Annotated in this window: 22 protein-coding genes; 11 read left to right on the top strand and 11 right to left on the bottom strand. The window is 67.3% G+C overall.

Features of this window, described 5'->3' with window-relative positions:
* Nucleotides 1-3: 3 nt before the first annotated feature.
* The 10 genes from BST13_RS33515 (at nt 4) to BST13_RS33470 (ending at nt 9,329) form a co-directional block, all read left to right on the top strand.
* Nucleotides 4-570 carry a phage gene 29 protein family protein gene (locus BST13_RS33515; protein ID WP_083169878.1) on the top strand — a complete coding sequence of 189 codons (567 nt, stop codon included), beginning with the start codon at nt 4-6 and terminating at the stop codon, nt 568-570.
* On the top strand, nt 567-1,706 hold the full coding sequence (locus BST13_RS33510; RefSeq protein WP_245839912.1) for a hypothetical protein: 1,140 nt from the start codon (nt 567-569) through the stop codon (nt 1,704-1,706). The genes BST13_RS33515 and BST13_RS33510 overlap by 4 nt, the downstream gene beginning before the upstream one ends.
* A gap of 3 nt (nt 1,707-1,709) precedes the next feature.
* The gene (locus tag BST13_RS40275) at nt 1,710-4,121 is read left to right on the top strand and encodes a hypothetical protein (RefSeq protein WP_083169876.1); all 2,412 of its coding nucleotides are present in this window, start codon (nt 1,710-1,712) and stop codon (nt 4,119-4,121) included.
* A gap of 15 nt (nt 4,122-4,136) precedes the next feature.
* On the top strand, nt 4,137-4,466 hold the full coding sequence (locus tag BST13_RS33500; RefSeq protein ID WP_142282900.1) for a DUF7572 family protein: 330 nt from the start codon (nt 4,137-4,139) through the stop codon (nt 4,464-4,466).
* Complete coding sequence (locus BST13_RS33495) at nt 4,466-5,680, top strand: glycine-rich domain-containing protein (protein ID WP_142282899.1); 1,215 nt, start codon at nt 4,466-4,468, stop codon at nt 5,678-5,680. Before BST13_RS33500 ends, BST13_RS33495 begins: the two co-directional genes overlap by 1 nt.
* Nucleotides 5,681-5,765: 85 nt before the next feature.
* Nucleotides 5,766-6,122 carry a phage tail fiber protein gene (locus tag BST13_RS33490; RefSeq protein ID WP_083169870.1) on the top strand — a complete coding sequence of 119 codons (357 nt, stop codon included), beginning with the start codon at nt 5,766-5,768 and terminating at the stop codon, nt 6,120-6,122.
* 3 nt (nt 6,123-6,125) lie between these two features.
* Complete coding sequence (locus BST13_RS33485) at nt 6,126-7,715, top strand: M15 family metallopeptidase (RefSeq protein ID WP_083169868.1); 1,590 nt, start codon at nt 6,126-6,128, stop codon at nt 7,713-7,715.
* Between the two features lie 2 nt (nt 7,716-7,717).
* The gene (locus BST13_RS33480; protein WP_083169866.1) at nt 7,718-8,140 is read left to right on the top strand and encodes a hypothetical protein; all 423 of its coding nucleotides are present in this window, start codon (nt 7,718-7,720) and stop codon (nt 8,138-8,140) included.
* Nucleotides 8,141-8,240: 100 nt separating this feature from the next.
* Nucleotides 8,241-8,750 (top strand): hypothetical protein, encoded by a 510-nt coding sequence (locus BST13_RS33475; RefSeq protein WP_142282898.1) that lies wholly within the window; start codon nt 8,241-8,243, stop codon nt 8,748-8,750.
* An 18-nt stretch (nt 8,751-8,768) separates the two neighbouring features.
* Complete coding sequence (locus BST13_RS33470; RefSeq protein WP_083169862.1) at nt 8,769-9,329, top strand: hypothetical protein; 561 nt, start codon at nt 8,769-8,771, stop codon at nt 9,327-9,329.
* Nucleotides 9,330-9,640: 311 nt separating this feature from the next.
* Here the strand turns inward: BST13_RS33470 and BST13_RS33465 are convergent, their stop codons facing one another.
* The 8 genes from BST13_RS33465 to BST13_RS40270 all read right to left on the bottom strand — a co-directional run bounded on the left by BST13_RS33465 (nt 9,641) and on the right by BST13_RS40270 (nt 12,155).
* Entirely contained in the window at nt 9,641-9,988 is a 348-nt protein-coding gene (locus tag BST13_RS33465) for a hypothetical protein (RefSeq protein WP_083169860.1), read from the bottom strand.
* Nucleotides 9,985-10,329 carry a hypothetical protein gene (locus BST13_RS33460; protein WP_083169858.1) on the bottom strand — a complete coding sequence of 115 codons (345 nt, stop codon included), beginning with the start codon at nt 10,327-10,329 and terminating at the stop codon, nt 9,985-9,987. The genes BST13_RS33465 and BST13_RS33460 overlap by 4 nt, the downstream gene beginning before the upstream one ends.
* The gene (locus BST13_RS33455) at nt 10,326-10,511 is read right to left on the bottom strand and encodes a hypothetical protein (RefSeq protein ID WP_083169856.1); all 186 of its coding nucleotides are present in this window, start codon (nt 10,509-10,511) and stop codon (nt 10,326-10,328) included. The genes BST13_RS33460 and BST13_RS33455 overlap by 4 nt, the downstream gene beginning before the upstream one ends.
* Nucleotides 10,504-10,689, bottom strand: a complete 186-nt coding sequence (locus BST13_RS33450; RefSeq protein ID WP_083169854.1) for a hypothetical protein — start codon at nt 10,687-10,689, stop codon at nt 10,504-10,506. The genes BST13_RS33455 and BST13_RS33450 overlap by 8 nt, the downstream gene beginning before the upstream one ends.
* On the bottom strand, nt 10,686-10,940 hold the full coding sequence (locus BST13_RS33445; protein WP_083169853.1) for a hypothetical protein: 255 nt from the start codon (nt 10,938-10,940) through the stop codon (nt 10,686-10,688). Before BST13_RS33445 ends, BST13_RS33450 begins: the two co-directional genes overlap by 4 nt.
* Nucleotides 10,927-11,340 (bottom strand): hypothetical protein, encoded by a 414-nt coding sequence (locus BST13_RS33440; RefSeq protein ID WP_083169851.1) that lies wholly within the window; start codon nt 11,338-11,340, stop codon nt 10,927-10,929. Before BST13_RS33440 ends, BST13_RS33445 begins: the two co-directional genes overlap by 14 nt.
* Before the next feature lie 418 nt (nt 11,341-11,758).
* Nucleotides 11,759-12,031 (bottom strand): hypothetical protein, encoded by a 273-nt coding sequence (locus BST13_RS33430; RefSeq protein WP_083169849.1) that lies wholly within the window; start codon nt 12,029-12,031, stop codon nt 11,759-11,761.
* Complete coding sequence (locus tag BST13_RS40270; RefSeq protein WP_281254785.1) at nt 12,024-12,155, bottom strand: hypothetical protein; 132 nt, start codon at nt 12,153-12,155, stop codon at nt 12,024-12,026. The genes BST13_RS33430 and BST13_RS40270 overlap by 8 nt, the downstream gene beginning before the upstream one ends.
* 377 nt (nt 12,156-12,532) lie before the next feature.
* Here BST13_RS40270 and BST13_RS39195 point away from each other — a divergent pair, with 377 nt between their 5' ends.
* Complete coding sequence (locus tag BST13_RS39195; RefSeq protein WP_158087245.1) at nt 12,533-12,676, top strand: hypothetical protein; 144 nt, start codon at nt 12,533-12,535, stop codon at nt 12,674-12,676.
* Nucleotides 12,677-12,731: 55 nt separating this feature from the next.
* Here the strand turns inward: BST13_RS39195 and BST13_RS33425 are convergent, their stop codons facing one another.
* The 3 genes from BST13_RS33425 to BST13_RS39990 are packed head-to-tail and all read right to left on the bottom strand — an operon-like array spanning nt 12,732 to nt 14,631.
* A complete protein-coding gene (locus BST13_RS33425) occupies nt 12,732-13,367 on the bottom strand; it encodes a hypothetical protein (protein ID WP_083169847.1) in 636 nt (211 codons plus the stop codon).
* 41 nt (nt 13,368-13,408) lie between these two features.
* Complete coding sequence (locus tag BST13_RS33420) at nt 13,409-13,636, bottom strand: hypothetical protein (protein WP_245839911.1); 228 nt, start codon at nt 13,634-13,636, stop codon at nt 13,409-13,411.
* 59 nt (nt 13,637-13,695) lie between these two features.
* Entirely contained in the window at nt 13,696-14,631 is a 936-nt protein-coding gene (locus BST13_RS39990) for a tyrosine-type recombinase/integrase (RefSeq protein WP_245839910.1), read from the bottom strand.
* Nucleotides 14,632-14,821: the final 190 nt, after the last annotated feature.

The following is a 14,821-nucleotide window of genomic DNA, read 5'->3' as shown; positions in this document are numbered from 1 at the left end:
GAGGTGAGCAAGGCGGCACGGCTGCGACGCAAGAAAACCAAGGGCAAGCTGGTATTTCCGAACTTCCCCTACGAGCGTGAGTTCACCCAAGCGGAGCTCGACGAGTTGTTCGCGCGGTGGGATCGGCTCAAGGAAACCTTGCGCGATGCGGTCGGTCCGCAGGGGTGGGGCATGGGCCTGCCCGAGGACATGTTGCAACAGCTCGCGTTGCACCAGGCGCTCGCCGGCGTCGACGCGGATCCGAACTACCCGCCGTTCGATGCGGCCACCGGCCGAGGTGCGTTCATCCGGCCCGTGCGCAATCCCGATGGCCTGCACACCGACTCGATCAAGTGGGTGCTGACCAAGAACGACAAGGCCGGCGACCGCGCGCGAGATGCGCAGGCCGAGGCCAAAGCCCGCATCAAGGCCATGCAGGAGAACGCGATGCGTGGTGTCAGCGACGAGGTGCGCGCGGCGATGGCCGAGATGTTCGCCGCGGGCACCGAGTGGGCCGAAGAGGAGAGCAAGCCGGCGGTCGAACCCGAGCCGTGGGCGGAAAAGATCGAGCGAGATAGGAGCCAGCAGTGACGGCCCCCACCTTGGGGATCATCCCCACCGAGCCCCTGTTCGTCGGCGAGCGGTTTATCCGCGTGCTGTTCTACATTGCGCCGCGCAACCCCGGCGACCCACAGACGATCGTCGGCACGTTCACCCTCATGCCCGGCGAGGACAACATCGTTCTCGACGCGATCAAGGGCGACAAGGGCGACAAGGGCGATCCGGCCCCGTTCTGGCGGCCTGAGTGGAACTCGACGATCACCAGCGATGTCGACCTCCCGCCGGCCTCCGGGCCCGGCGCGCTCGGCCCGGCCGACGCTGGCCGCGCCTGGTACATCGCCGGTTACTGGCACATCTGGACTGGCACCGGGTACCGCGTGCTGCTCGGCGCGATCCCCGGCCCGCCCGGGCCCACACCGGATCTCACGATCCACGCGCGCGGTGTCCAGCCGCCCGCCGGCGGCATCAGCTACCCGCTCACCCTCAACGTCGCCGAGAGCGGCGACACACTCAACCCGATCTTCACGGTCGACGTTCCGTTGATCCCGGGGCCCGCTGGCCCGGCTACCTCGATGCTCGGCGCGCCCGACGTCTACGGCCCGTTCCTTGAGGGCCAGGGCGTCGCATACTCGGCGACCGCCGGCGGGGCAGGAAAGCCCGGTTTCCGGCCCTCGGACACCTCGCCGTGGGCCGCGAAGATGTTCTCGCTTCCCGAGGGATCGTTCGGGCCTGCGTCGACATACGGTTCGACCTACAACCAGATCGGGACGGTCATCATCCCGCCTCAAGACCAGGCCTACTACCCGAGCTTTGACGGCCATATCCGTTGGAAGCGTTCGGGTCTGTTCAACAACGCTCAGGTCGAGGTGCAGATACGGGCACTGCCGCAGGGCTCGACGAACGCACCCGAGACCGGCCAGCTCTGCGCCCGCGCGCTCTATGACCCGTCGACGCTCGACGCCGAGACGATCGCCCACATTCGCGAACACTGGTCGGACACCAGCGATCCGAGCCGCGCGGTGGCCCCGGACAGCGCTGTAGGCCGCGTCCCCGCAGGGCAGGCGATGGTCTATTACGTGCTGCTCGTGCGCGTCGGCGGCACCGGCTCGATCGTCTACGCGACGCCCGGCTCGCACCTCGCGTGCAAGCTCTACCCCGTGAGCTGACGCGTGGTCGTAACGCGCCCCGGCCAATACACACTCGCCGACCCCAACACCGCGCGTGGGGCCGGCGAGACGTCGCTACACAATCCGCTGCGCTCGCAGCTCGATTGGCAATCGGCGATGGCCGACACCATGGAGCGCGCCGGCGGCGATATCCGCGACAAGATCGAATCCGTCATCGAGTTCATCAAGAACACGACCGGCATCGACCTGCACGACCCGGCATCGCTGCTGGCAGTTCTGTCCAACGCGATCGGCATCGGCGATCTCGCCGAGATCCTGCCCAAGATCCTCGGCGGGTTCGACGGCATCGACCTCGACGATCCCGGCGGCATCATCGCCTACTTTCTGACGCACGGCCTGTCCCTTGAGACCCTCGCCCAGGCCGTCACCGGCATCGCGGGCGGCGGGACCAACCCCCTCGACGCAATCACCCGGTATTTCACCAACTCGAGGTCGTTCTTCCCGTTCGACTTCAACGACGCCCTCTTTCACCCCGACACCGCGGCGATCGAGTTCATCAACGGCGTGCTCAAACCCAAGGGTGTGCTCGACATTACGAGCGCGCTCCCGGCCTGGCAGCTCTACGGCCAATTGCCCGCGGCCCTGCTGCGCTTCGTCCCGCTGACCTCGATCGGCCTCGATTCGCCGAACCTGCTCGACGACCCACAGTTTCAAGACGCCGACTCGATCAACGCGTTCGAGGGCTGGTCGTGGGACGGCACAACCGGCCGCACCACCCTCGGCTGCGCGAAAGTCACCGCCGACGGCACATTGCACGAACTGTTGTCCGACCCCGAAATTGAGGTCTCAACCGGGCAGAAGCTCAGTTTCCTCATTCACGCCGGATGGACCGGCCTGGTCACCACCGGCGGCTCACCGGTGCGCATGACGGTCGAGGCGTACGACGCTGCGCACAACTGGATTTCGAGCACCGAGCTCGCCGCGGTGGGCAGCGGTGGCGGCACGTCCGCACCGTTCTCCGCGGCACTGTCGGGCACCTACACCGTGCCCGCCGGGGTGAAATACGTTCGGCAACAGTTGGTGGTCACCGCGCAGGCGACAGCAGGCGATGTCCGCTTTGACGACGGCGACGTGCACAAGACGCAGCTCCTAGAGGAGGCGTTCACACTCGACCTACCCGACAACCTCAACAACCTCTTTGCCTCGGCCGCGAGCGGGGCCGCCAACTTCGCCGACCTGCTCGCCGCTCTCGCCGGTGGCAGCGGCGGAATCGCCGACGTCATCAACAGATTCACCCACATCGGCCTCGACGGGAAATTCGACGCCGCGCAACTGTTCAACCTGGCCAACATCGGCAACATCGCCGTCGGCAAGATCACCGGGCTCGCCGCGCTCCTCGATGCCCTGTTGCCGCTGTCGACATGGCAACTGTTCCTCGACTCGGCCAAGGGCGCGAGCGGCGGCACGATCGCCGACATCGCGAACAAGGTCCGCTATCTCGGCCTCGACGGGTTTTTCGCAGCGGACAAGCTCACCGGCACCGTGCCTAAGGCCATCGTCGAGGGATTGCCAGCGCTCGGCGGACTGGTCGATGACGGGTTCAAATCGATCTTCAACGGGTGGAACAACACCACTACCGCCACCGGCACGGCCACCGAGGTCCGCGACACCATGGCCCAGATCCGCACGGCGGTAGCGGCCGGGTGGAACGTCGCCTACTTCACATCGAACAATCCGAACTGGATCGTCCCGGCGGGCACGCGCCAGATGATCGGCTGCGTCGTCAACGGTGGCGGCAAGGGCGCGAACGGAACCGCATCGAACGCTGCCTCGGCACCCGGCGGTGTCGGCGGATCCGACGGCGGTTACCTGTCGGCCGAGCTCGACATGACCGGGATCACCCCCGGCACAACCGCACTCAATATCACCGTCGGCCCACCCGCCTCGGTCGCCGGAACCGACGGCGGACAGTCCTCGATCAAGCTAGGCGCGACGGTGCTACTCGCCGGCGCGGCCGGGGCCAACGGCCTCGGCGTCGACCAAGGGTTCGTCAAGACAACCTCGCAGCCCGGCAAGGGTGGCAACGGCGGTACCGGCCGCGACTCGGCCAACAGTGACGCGGGCCAGCCCGGCGAGGACACCGGTGTGGCATTGGGCGGACTTGGCGGCCCCGGCTCGGCGGCCGGCGCAGGCACCGGCAACGCAGGCCAGGCCGGCGGCGCGGGCATCGCCAACGCGCTCCCGCTGTGCGGCGGTGCGGGCGGCGGCGGTGGCGGCGGCAAGGGCACCGGCAACGTCCTCCAGTCGGTCACCGGCGGCCCCGGCGGCAACGGTGGCCACCCCGGCGGTGGATCCGGCGGCGGTGGCGGCTGTGTCAACTCCGGCGGCGGTACCCGCAACCCCGGACAATCCGGCACCCCGGGCACGGGCCTGGTCGCGATCCTCTACAAGTAAAGGCGCTGAGCTGCAATGACTCTGACCGCAACCCGCATGGATACCGACATGGCTATCTGGGGCCTCGGCGTCGTGCACTACCGCACCAGTGATGGCCTCGACCTGGCGGTCAGCGTCGACGCCGGCATGACCGAGCACGCCAAGGCACACCTCGACGAGACGCTCAGCGAGCTCGGGCAACCGGTGATCACCAGCGGCGTGCACCGGATCCTCATGGAACCGACCGTCATCATGGCGTGCACTCCGACCGGCGAACCGGCCGGATCACTCGATCGACTGCACGAGTGCGCCCCGGGCACAAGCCACGAGGACGCCCTCGCCCAGATCGGCTACGCGGTGACCTGATGGCCTCCTGGTCACCGAGCCCTGTGATCCCACTGCGAGCCAACCGGCCCGGGTGGACCGACACGCACACCCCACCGGTGTTGCGTGGCCCTGTGCGCGGGTGGATCACCGTGCTTCACCTCAGCGCCAGCGCGGTCGGATTCGGCACTCCCGAGGGCTCGTTGATCGTCGAGCTCGCCGCGGCAGCCGCCGGTACAGGCGGCCCACAGGGCGAAGCCGCGGTGCACCTCCTCGCCTCAGCGATCGGCGCGGGCATCCCCGGGGCCACCATCGTCGCCGAGGTGGTCGCCGCGGCCGCCGGCGAGGGCACGGCCTCAGCCTCGGCCGCCTACGCGGCCCTCGCCGACGCGTTCGGTATCGGCACCACCGCGGCCGCTGTGTCGGTCCTGGCGACTGCGGCCGCGGTGGGCAACGGCATCGGCGACGCAGCGACGCGGGTGCGCGCGGTCCTGGCCGACGGCGCGGGTCTCGGCGCCGCCTCGGCGATTATCAAACCGGTATTGCGCGGCGACGCAACGGGTTCAGGAACAGCCTCGGCAATCGTCCCCTACATCGTTGCGGCCGCTGCGGGTATCGGCACCGTGCAGGCCACCGCGCTCGTGCGGGCGGTCGTCGCCCAGGCGGCCGGCACGGGCACCGCCGACGCATCGGCGGCATTCCCGACAACCGCGCCGGTCACGACCATCGTCACGGCAAACGGCAACTGGCTCATCCCATATTGGTGCCGCTACATCGACGTCGTGTTGCTCGGCGGCGGGGGCGGCGGCAAAGGTATGTCTTTCGCGAGCGTGTGGGGCAAGGGCGGCGACGCCGGCGGTTGGGCGACGGGAACGATCGAGCGCGGCGTCGACATCTCGATGCTCGTCGGCCCTATCCCCCTGCTGATCGGCACTGGCGGCACCGCAGGCGCGGGCAGCTTCGGCAGTGCTGGCAACGGCGGCCCGGGCGGCAACACCTCGGCATCTGCCTCGGGGTGGGCCGGGCTACTCGCCACCGGCGGTGCGGGCGGCACCGTCTCGGACGCCACGAGCGTTGCGGGCAAGTCACCCGGAACCCAGAACTACAACGGCCAGCCGTACACCGGCGGCGCGCAACAGAACTCCGCGGGCAGTGCCGGAAACACGCCCGGCGGCGGCGGGGCGGGCGCGCAGGTATCCACCCAAAGCGGCGGTGCGGGCGCGCGCGGTCAGGCGTGGATGCGGGCCTACCAGTGACACCAGGCTATCTATCGCCCGCGATCGCTGATTCCATTCGGGCTAACCGCCCCACTGCTTTCGACCCGAGGAGCTGACGAATTCGATGGCCGCAACCGACGCGATGAAACAGGCTGTCGCCAACTACGTTGGCACGCTCGGCGCAGATATTTCCCTGCACGGGGCCGATCCCGGCACCACCGGGGCCAACGAGATCGCCGGTGGCGGCTACGCCCGGAAAACCACCGCGTGGGGTGCCGCGGCCATCGTGGGCGGCAACGCGGTGATCACCGGCTCGACAGTGCAATTCGATGTCGAGGCCGGCGACGCGGCCCTCTGGTACGGCGTGTGGAACGGTGCAACGTTCCGCTACGGCCGCCCGCTGACCCCGGGTGTGACCATCAACGCGGCCGGTAACGGCAAGGTCGACGTCATCCCCACCTACACCTACGCGCAGACCTGACCCATGGCACTCGGCATGATTCTCGAAAACGGCTGGCCGGAGTGCGATCTGGTGGACTGCGACTACGCCACGATCCCGGGCACGCCGCTGCGGTTGCCGTTCCAAAAGGGCCACCCGTTCATCATCTTGCAGGCGTTCCTCCGGGACCTTGACCAGTACATCGAGCCGGTGATGAATGCCCGCGGTATCACCGACGAGGGCTCGTGGACCGAGGACAACAGCGTCTATACGTCGAACCACAAGGGCGCGACCGCGTTCGACTACAACTGGGACGATCACCCGATGGGCCGCGCCGGTGCCGGTTGGGACGGCTCGGTGCTCATCGCCGGCGACCAGGTGCCCGCGGTGCAAGAGCTCCTCGCCTGGTACGAGGGCATGGTGTTTTGGGGCAACAACTGGTCAAGCCCCAAGGACAGCATGCACTTTCAGATGGGCTACGACACGTACGGGCCCGCCAACGCGGCCCGGGTGCAGAACTTCATCGACCGCAAGATCCGCGCCGACGGGTACAGCACGTGGCGGCGCGGCGGGACGGCTCGCGGCGGGGGTGTCGTTCCCCCCGTCGCGGTGCCTGTTCAGACCGGCCTCACCGCCAACCTGTTGCAGTCGATCGGCGGCTACCGCAAGGACATGACCCTCGCGCGGTATCAAGCACTGCTCCCGGAGTTGATTGACGCGTTCCACTTCGCAGACCTCAACACGATCGACCGGCGGGCGATGGGCATCGCGCAGTTGTTCCACGAGAGCGGGGCGCTGCGTTACCAGGAGGAGATCGCCGACGGCTCGGCCTACGAGGGCCGCACCGATCTCGGCAACACGCAGCGAGGCGACGGGAAGCGGTACAAGGGCCGCGATTTTCTACAGATCACCGGCCGGTCGAATTACACCGCGCTCTCGGCGTGGGCGTTCGCGCGCAAGATCCCCGGCGCCGACAGCCCAACGTTTTTCGTCGATCGCCCCGAGCTGCTGGCCACCGATCGGTTCGCGTTCCTCGGGTTCGCCTGGTACTGGACGACGCGCCGCAACAAGGCCGGCCAGTCGCTCAACGACATGGCCGACGCCCGCAACATCGACGGCGCGACCCTCATGGTCAACGGCGGCTATAACGGGCTCGACTCCCGCAAGACGTTCTACGCCCGCGCCCTGGCCGCCAACGCCGACCTACTCGATCCCGAACCCGTTGACCCGTTGGAGGAGTTGCTCATGTCCGATCGGAAAGTTCCGTCTGCGTCGATCTACGCCACGCCCGGCGAGGAGGATATCCCGCTCGTCGAGCTGCTGCGCGCGATCGACGCGGCGTTGCACCGCACCGCCATCGTGGAACCGGACGCAGAGCTCGGCGACCCCGACGCGATAGATCGCATGCTGCGCACCGCGGCCGGCAAGGGCCAGTACGGCACCCTGCCCGGACCCGTCAACCACGCCAAGGCGAAGCTCGCCAAGATCGCGGCCGCCAACCCGCCAGCGCTGCTCTACGTGGCGAGGGCCGCCAAAGCTGGCGACGTGGCAGCCCTCGGCGTCATAACCGATCTACAGAACACCAATCCTGCTGTCCTACAAGCATTTGTCGCTGCCCAGAAAGGGGCCAACTGACCATGAAACTCGCGAGCTCGGAAAAGGTTGACTTCCGCAAGGCGCTCTACGGCGGCACCGCACTGGTCGGCGCGATCGGCGTGATCGCCCAGGCGTTCCACCTCGTCGACGCCGGAACGGTCGACAACATCAATGACCTGATTCAGGCGATCTTGCAGTTCGTTCCGACGGCCGGCGTGACCACCGCGGCCGTGATCCTCGGCCGACAGGCCAAGGTACCCGGCATGCTCGAACCGACACCCGCACCGCTCTCCCCCGTCGAACAGGTGATCAACGGAGTGCAAGCTGCCGTCAACGCGAAAGCCGAGGCGGCACAGCGCGACGCGGACGCCGGCGCGGATCTCGCCAAGATTCACGACGTCGCCAAGAGCGCGCTCGGTTCGCTGGCCGAACAGGTCATCGACTCCGTGCTACCCCGGATCTGATAGGCGTGACGTTCTGGCAGATGTGTGGATTCGCCGCCGTGTGCGGCGTATCCGCTGCCATCGCCACCCGCGCCGGTAATCGCCTGGCCGCGTTCATCAAATGGTGGTGGACCGGGCAATGAACTGGGGAGAGATCGACAACATGTGGGCGTTCCTCGGCGTCATCGCGTTCGTCGCGAGCAACCTGGTGATCACCATCATCGGCCAGCGAAAGGGCCGCGAGCGGCGGTCTGAGGATCGCGAACAGCTCACCGCCACGGCCAACAAGGTTGAGGCAGTGAGCAAGAAAGTGGACACCGTCACCGCGGACGTCAAGGTCGTCCGCGGTGAGGTGAAAAATGACCACCCCGACGACGAGAACATGCGCGACCAGCTCGACCGCATGGAGCAACAGAACAAGCTCCTCGTGCAGCTGGTCGAGAGCCAAGGCGTCATCCTGCAAGAGGTTCAGGAGCGGCAGGACGACCACGGCCGCGACATTCGTGGCCTGCGCACTGACATGGGCGTCCTCCGTGGCGAGGACCGCGATATCAAGCGCGAGCACACCGACCTCGTGCGCCGGCTCAACGCGTTCATTCGCCGCGAGCACCCGCACGCGGACCCGCTGTAACCGAACAGGAGAAACCCCATGGCCGACCTCGCCGAGCTCCCGTGGTTCCTCTGCAAGGGCAACTACCGCGGGATCGTTCCCGACACCCTCGACGTCGGGATCCGGCCCGACCAATATCGGCCGTGGGCCGAGGTGACGATGACACCGCATCTCGTCGGCACCGATAACCGAATCATCACGGGCGAGGTCGAACTCAAGCTCGCCGAACTCGTTCCGCCGACGACCGTGCTGCTGACTCCGACCACCGCGCGGATCGAAACCGGCGTGCTGCGGTTGCCGCGAGTACCCGCGCCAGCCGGCGAAACCGTTCCGCCGACTCAGGGCGAGATCGACGAGCAGCTCGCCGCCGAGGGCGTGCCGCTGCTCGCCAACGATGCGGCCGACACCCTCGAACTCGGCACCAACCGGATCGCCTGGCGCATCGAGTTCGGACCCATGACGATCCTCGGCAAGCAATACCGATTCAGCGGGTTCTACTTCCTCGGCCCGACCGTCACGTCGTACGACCCGGACGACCCGGACTGGTCGCCGCCCTCGGTTGATCTGACGACCGTGGGAAGGTTCGTACCGGCATCGTGATCGAGGTGTGCGAGGTGTGGACGAGCAGTGAGCTCGCCGCCCTCGTGATCGGCACGACGCTCCTCGCCTCGGCCGGGCGTCCTCGGCGTCGTGCTCCTCTGCGTGCGGCTGGCCGCCCGATGGCCGAAACCGGCTGAGCGGCCCCCTGCCGATTCCCCGGTGCGCTGACACCAACGAGGCCCCCATCGCCAGCGTGCGGCGACAGGGGCCTCGCGTTCGGGACCACCAAACAGATCGGCCGCCCCGCTGGAGAGGTGCGGGGCAGCCGAGATCGAGCCTATTGCCGGGTCGGGCCCGACCTAATCACCAATTCACCGCTCCACCGGCACGTTGTACACGCCATAGCTCGCGACCTCGGGGTGGGCGTCAAGGGTTTGCGAGCCGGATTCCGTTGTGAGGTCATCGACCACGATGCCGAGCTGGCCAGCCCACCTGATCACCGCGGAGACCGCGCCCTCGGGAGTGGTGTGCACGGCAACATAACCGGCATCGCCGTCGGCGAGGTCGAGCTGTGCGACCCATACGCGCGAGACGACCGAGAATCCAGCGCGGTCGAGCGCATCGAGTGCGGCATCGGCCATCGACCATCCCCCGCCGAGTGCGTCGCTTATGACCTCGCGAGGCGTGGCCTCGGGACCGTCGAGCGGGTTCTCGCTCATGCCTTGCCCCTCCACCGTCGGATGGTCATTCGGTCGACGCCGAGCAGTGAGGCGAGCTTGGCCTCGCTGCGGGTGCCATCGTCTGCGACGACTAGGGCCTTGGCGCGGGCCTCGGCGCGCTCGACGGCGGCCTTGGCCTCGCGGTAGGCCGCCGCGGCGAGCTCGATGTCGTCCTCGCCGCGGTCGACGACCACCCAATCACCCTGCGGTTCGCGCCGGCCCTCGATCGGTACCCGTTTGTCGGCCTCGGCCAGGAGCTCGGCGTCGGTACCGGTGCGCATCTCATCGGGAAGTTCGTACACCTCCACGACGACCTCGGTGCGATTGGTCGTGATTCTCATTCGGGGTTGCTCTCCTGCGGGGTGGGCGGGTGTGGGTTGGTCAGCCAATCGTGCGGGTCGAGGTGAGCCCAGTTGCTCTCGGTGTCAGTCTCGACGCCGTCGACGGCCGGTTGCGGGTAATAGCGCAACTCACCCTTGCAGGTCCCGCAGATCGCCGAGCGTTGGCGCTTGTCGTTAGGCATGTTCGACGTCCTCTCGTGGGGGTGTGGTGGTGCAGATGCGGGTGAGGTCGGCGGCGATGACGGCGACCATGCCGATTGCCAGCGAGACGCCGAACATCGTCGGCGTGCCGAGGACGAGCGAGGCCATGGCGAACCCGAGCGCAACCCCGGAGACGAGCGTCCACGCGGTGGCGGTCATCCGAACATCACCCCGGCCTCGGCGAACTCGCGCGCTGTGAGCGGGCCGGCGATCTTGACGCCGTTTCGATCAAGCAGGGTGATGAGTGGCCCGTTGCGTCGCCGCTCAGCCTCCCGCTCGGCGCGGACCTCAGCGGCGAGCCGAGCGTGGAACGCGACGAGCGCCGCGTCGGCAGCGTCACGGGCGCGGCGACGCTTCCGCCGGCCGAACCACCCGCACGCCGGGCACCACAGATGGTCAAGGGCGCTCATCGCGTCCCCCCGCGTCGAGGTCGACCACGTTGCCGTCCAGCTCATCAATCAGGTAGTCGGGCAGGCCCTGCCACTCCTCGGGTACATCGCTGGTCGCGTGCTGCTGGTCATCGACCATGTTGACGGCGCCGCTGGCCGGCGGCTTGATGAACTCGTGAGGCCGTTCGAGCCAGTCGATCACCGTGTTGGCTTTGTCGGCCTTGCGGCCGTTGATGCCGATCGAGGTGCCCACGGGCCCCACCAGGATCGCCCGCGTGATCGCGCCGGCTGGCGTGAACCACACCTCGATCCGCCACCCATGCGCCGGATGCGTGTAGGTGTGGTGTTCGCGGGTGCTCTCGGTCGATTTGCGCCAGCGGAGCCGTTCGGCGTGCAGCCAGATTCGATCCCGGCCGGTCATCCGAGCACCCCGCCGCATCCGTTGGCCCCACGTCGATTGGGAACGGCGTGCCGTTCGGGACGATGCAGCGCATCGGCTGCCAAGCCCATCCGATGCGATAGATATTCAGGCGGCTGCCATCCGGGAAGCTCCTGCCCTCGCAGTACGCGCCGTAGCCGGTCGAGCTGATACCCGGAGCATTGCCCGGGCACCACACCGGCGGCAACGGCACTCGCGGATCGGGCAGGGCGTCGGCGTGCGCCGCCCACCCGAGGCCGGTGAGGGCCAGGACGCCGCCCGAGGCCATGGCCCACAGGATGCGTTGCACCCCCCACTTTGAAATCGCGTTACGAAACACGGTTCTCCTCATTGGTGCCGGTAATGGCTGTGCCCTCGATTGCGTTCCGCCGACCGGCATTTCGGACGGGCGAGGGGTAACTCAGTAGCGGTGCGGCTCGGCTCGGAGATGGTTGGCGAGCTCGCGCGCGTGGTCGCGGCTGGCGGCCCAGTGCAGGACCGGGCGGCCTTGCACGCCTCCGTATGCGGATAGGACTCGAGCGCCCTCGCGGTCGGTGCCGAGGTGGGCGTATTCGAGGCCGCGCTTGAACCACACGACGCCGGCGGTTGGTCGGCGGTCGTCGACCCGCCAGCCGTATTTGCGCGCCCAGGCGATGAGCCGATCGGTCACGGATCCGGTATCGCTGTCAGGCATCCGGCTCGGCCTCGTTGTCGCCGAACTCGGCGGCGTCCTCGTCGGCCCACCGTTCGAGCACGCGCACTTGCCAGCGGGCGAGCCGCCGGTGGGCGGCGTCGGGTTCCCAGGTTGCGGCGATCACGGTGCACCTCTCAGGCGTTGATGTGGTTGCTATTGCCGCCATGTCGCGGACGCTACATAGGGCATGGGACAAGCCCCCGGGCTGCGCGCCGCTTCATAGGGCCTGGCACTTGCGGCAGGTCGGCGTGCCCTCGGCGGGCATGGGCAGTGAGAAGCTGCTTACGCGTTGACCGCAAGCGGGCCAGATGTTTCCGCGTCCGTCGGGCATGCCGTAGTGGGTGGCCCGGGCGGCTCCAAAGCGGACTGTCTCGAACATCCGGCCAACCCCTATCGGTAGCGTGCGCATCTCTTGAACGATGCACACGCTACAGCGATATTGGTAGAGAACGCAACAGTTAATCAGTAGCGCACGCTACTGTTTCTTGATACGCTTGCGGCATGACAAACACCGAGACCCGAGTCCAGGAACGCGCCACCGGACGCAAGGGCAACCTGCTCAACGCCGAGACCGCACCCATCGCGATCGTGCAGTTCGACGACTGGCCCTATCCCAGTTGGGCCGAGTGGTCCGAACTGGCCTGAGAACGCAGAAGGCCCCGAGGCGAAATCGCCTCGGGGCCTGCGTATGCCGGGGTGACTACCCCTGTTGCAACTCGGGGTGCACCATGCCGCCGTCGCGGATATCCCAGATCTTGCCGTAGCTGACGTTGTCGAAATTGATCTTGTCGAGTGTGGCCGCGCTGTAGTTGACGTTCAGGATGATCGAGTTCGACTCGTTGCCGTAATCGTCCTGCATTGGGAAGCGGCCTTGCACAACGACTTTGGATGCCTGTGGGTACGCCTCGTGGGCCCATTTGAGAATGTCGACGGTATCGCGTTGGGCGTTGCGGGCGATCATGCTCTTGGTGAACCCGTCGTGGATATTGAACTCTGCGAACACGACGTCGCCGGCGGTGCCCGGCTCCACGTGGACGGTTACCTGTTCGCCCGTGAAGGTCTTCGGTGCCGACGGGGCGGCAGGGGGCTCCTCAACCGGCGCGGGCTCGGCGGGTGCCGCTGCGGGGGCCGGGCTTGCCGACGACGAGCTCGACGGCGCGGCAGTGGTGCTCGCCGCCGAGGCACCGGTGTCCTTCGGGTGGTCCTGCGGGCCGACGATCATGCCGAGGATGACCAGGAACACGAACGCACCGCCGATGCTGGCCAACACGATCACCCACGGCTTGCGTCGTTTCTTCGCAGGCGGCGCGGGCTGGTCGGTCGGTGTCGGCTGCATTTGGCTGTCCCCTCGCTGTCACATTGCTGTGAGCGGGGAGCCTACTTCACGACACGCAACGAGGGCGGGCCATTGGGCTCCGACCGGTGGAACACCTCGAACGCGATCCGATCGGCCATTTGAGCAATCGCCTCGTCGGTGACGTAGACCTTGGCGGCCTGGCGGCCGATCCGCATCCGCTTCGCCACGTAGTCGAGGTGGTCTGAGATGTCGTCGCGCACACAGTCCTCGGTAACCTTGAGACCGTGCACCTCGCCCAGCAAACGCACGAGGAGAGCTGACCTGTCGTCTAACCAAGGCGAACGGCGAGCCGGCATGGCATCGGACGCTACTCGATGGGACGCCTCGCGCGGAACGGATCAAGCTGACGGACCGCCTCGTGGCGGTGGCGGTCGGGAACCTTGGTGTAAATCGCCGTCGTCGCGAGCGAACGATGCCGCAGGAGTGTTTGCACCACGCGGACGTCGGTGCCCTCGTCGAGCAACGTCGTTCCAAACCAGTGTCGCAACGAGTGCGGTGTGCCCCTCACACCGGCCCGTTTCATGGTCCGCCCGATGATGTCCGAGACCGCTTTGCCTCGAACGTGCTGCCCGGGCCGACGGCTATTCGACGGGAACCACCACCCTTTGATCGGCATAGTCTGTGCAGCCTCGATCAACAGGGGGTGCAGCGGCAACGCGTCGCGTTTCTTCCCCTTGCCAATCATGTAGATCAGGCCGGCGCTCACGTTGATGTCCTCGCCGCGAACGCGAGCGATCTCCGACACCCGCATGCCGGCCAGCGCCGCGAGCAGGATCATCACGCGGGTCCGGTGATGCATTCGCGTCGTCAGGAGTTGCATGAGCTCGTCGTCGGGCACGGGCCGCGGCACCCGATCCGGGTACTTGGGCGACCCGAGTTTCAGCATCGGGTTATCAACCCGATGGTCCTGGAGGATGAGCCACTTGAACCATGACCGTAGGTAGCTGTGGTAGGTGGCCGCGGTCGAGTCAGACCAGTCGTCGACGTGGCTCTGTAGCCACCGCATGATGATCAGCGAGCTTGCCGTCGCCGGGTCGCATCGAGCTTCGTCGCCGAACTGGTTGATGACGCGGATCCGCTCGACGGTCGTGTTAGGCGACTTGCGTGCGGCGACGTGCCACATCTCCCATTCGATGATTAACGGGTGCGTAACCTGCATGGCTGGGATAACACCACCAGGAGCCTCCGTGGCGGCTGGGAATGTGAACACAGTCGCGTCACGGCCCTGCGTCGCTTCGGCCACGGTAGACACATTCCCGTCAACTGTCCGACGCCATGGGGCGTCCGCTGTCATGCTCCGCCCGGCATCGACTGTCATGCTGCGTCCGGCATCGCTTCGTCGCCGTCGACGTCGTCGGTGGGCTCGGGTTCGACGACCTTGGTGATCTCCGGCGAATCATCGGATCTGATAATCCGCAGGTCGTAGGTTCGAG

The sequence above is a fragment of the Mycobacterium aquaticum genome, assembly GCF_002086485.1.
GTDB classification, from domain to species: Bacteria; Actinomycetota; Actinomycetes; order Mycobacteriales; family Mycobacteriaceae; genus Mycobacterium; species Mycobacterium aquaticum.
The sequence above is the reverse complement of the archived record's forward strand: the minus strand, read 5'-3'. Positions and strand labels throughout refer to the sequence as shown.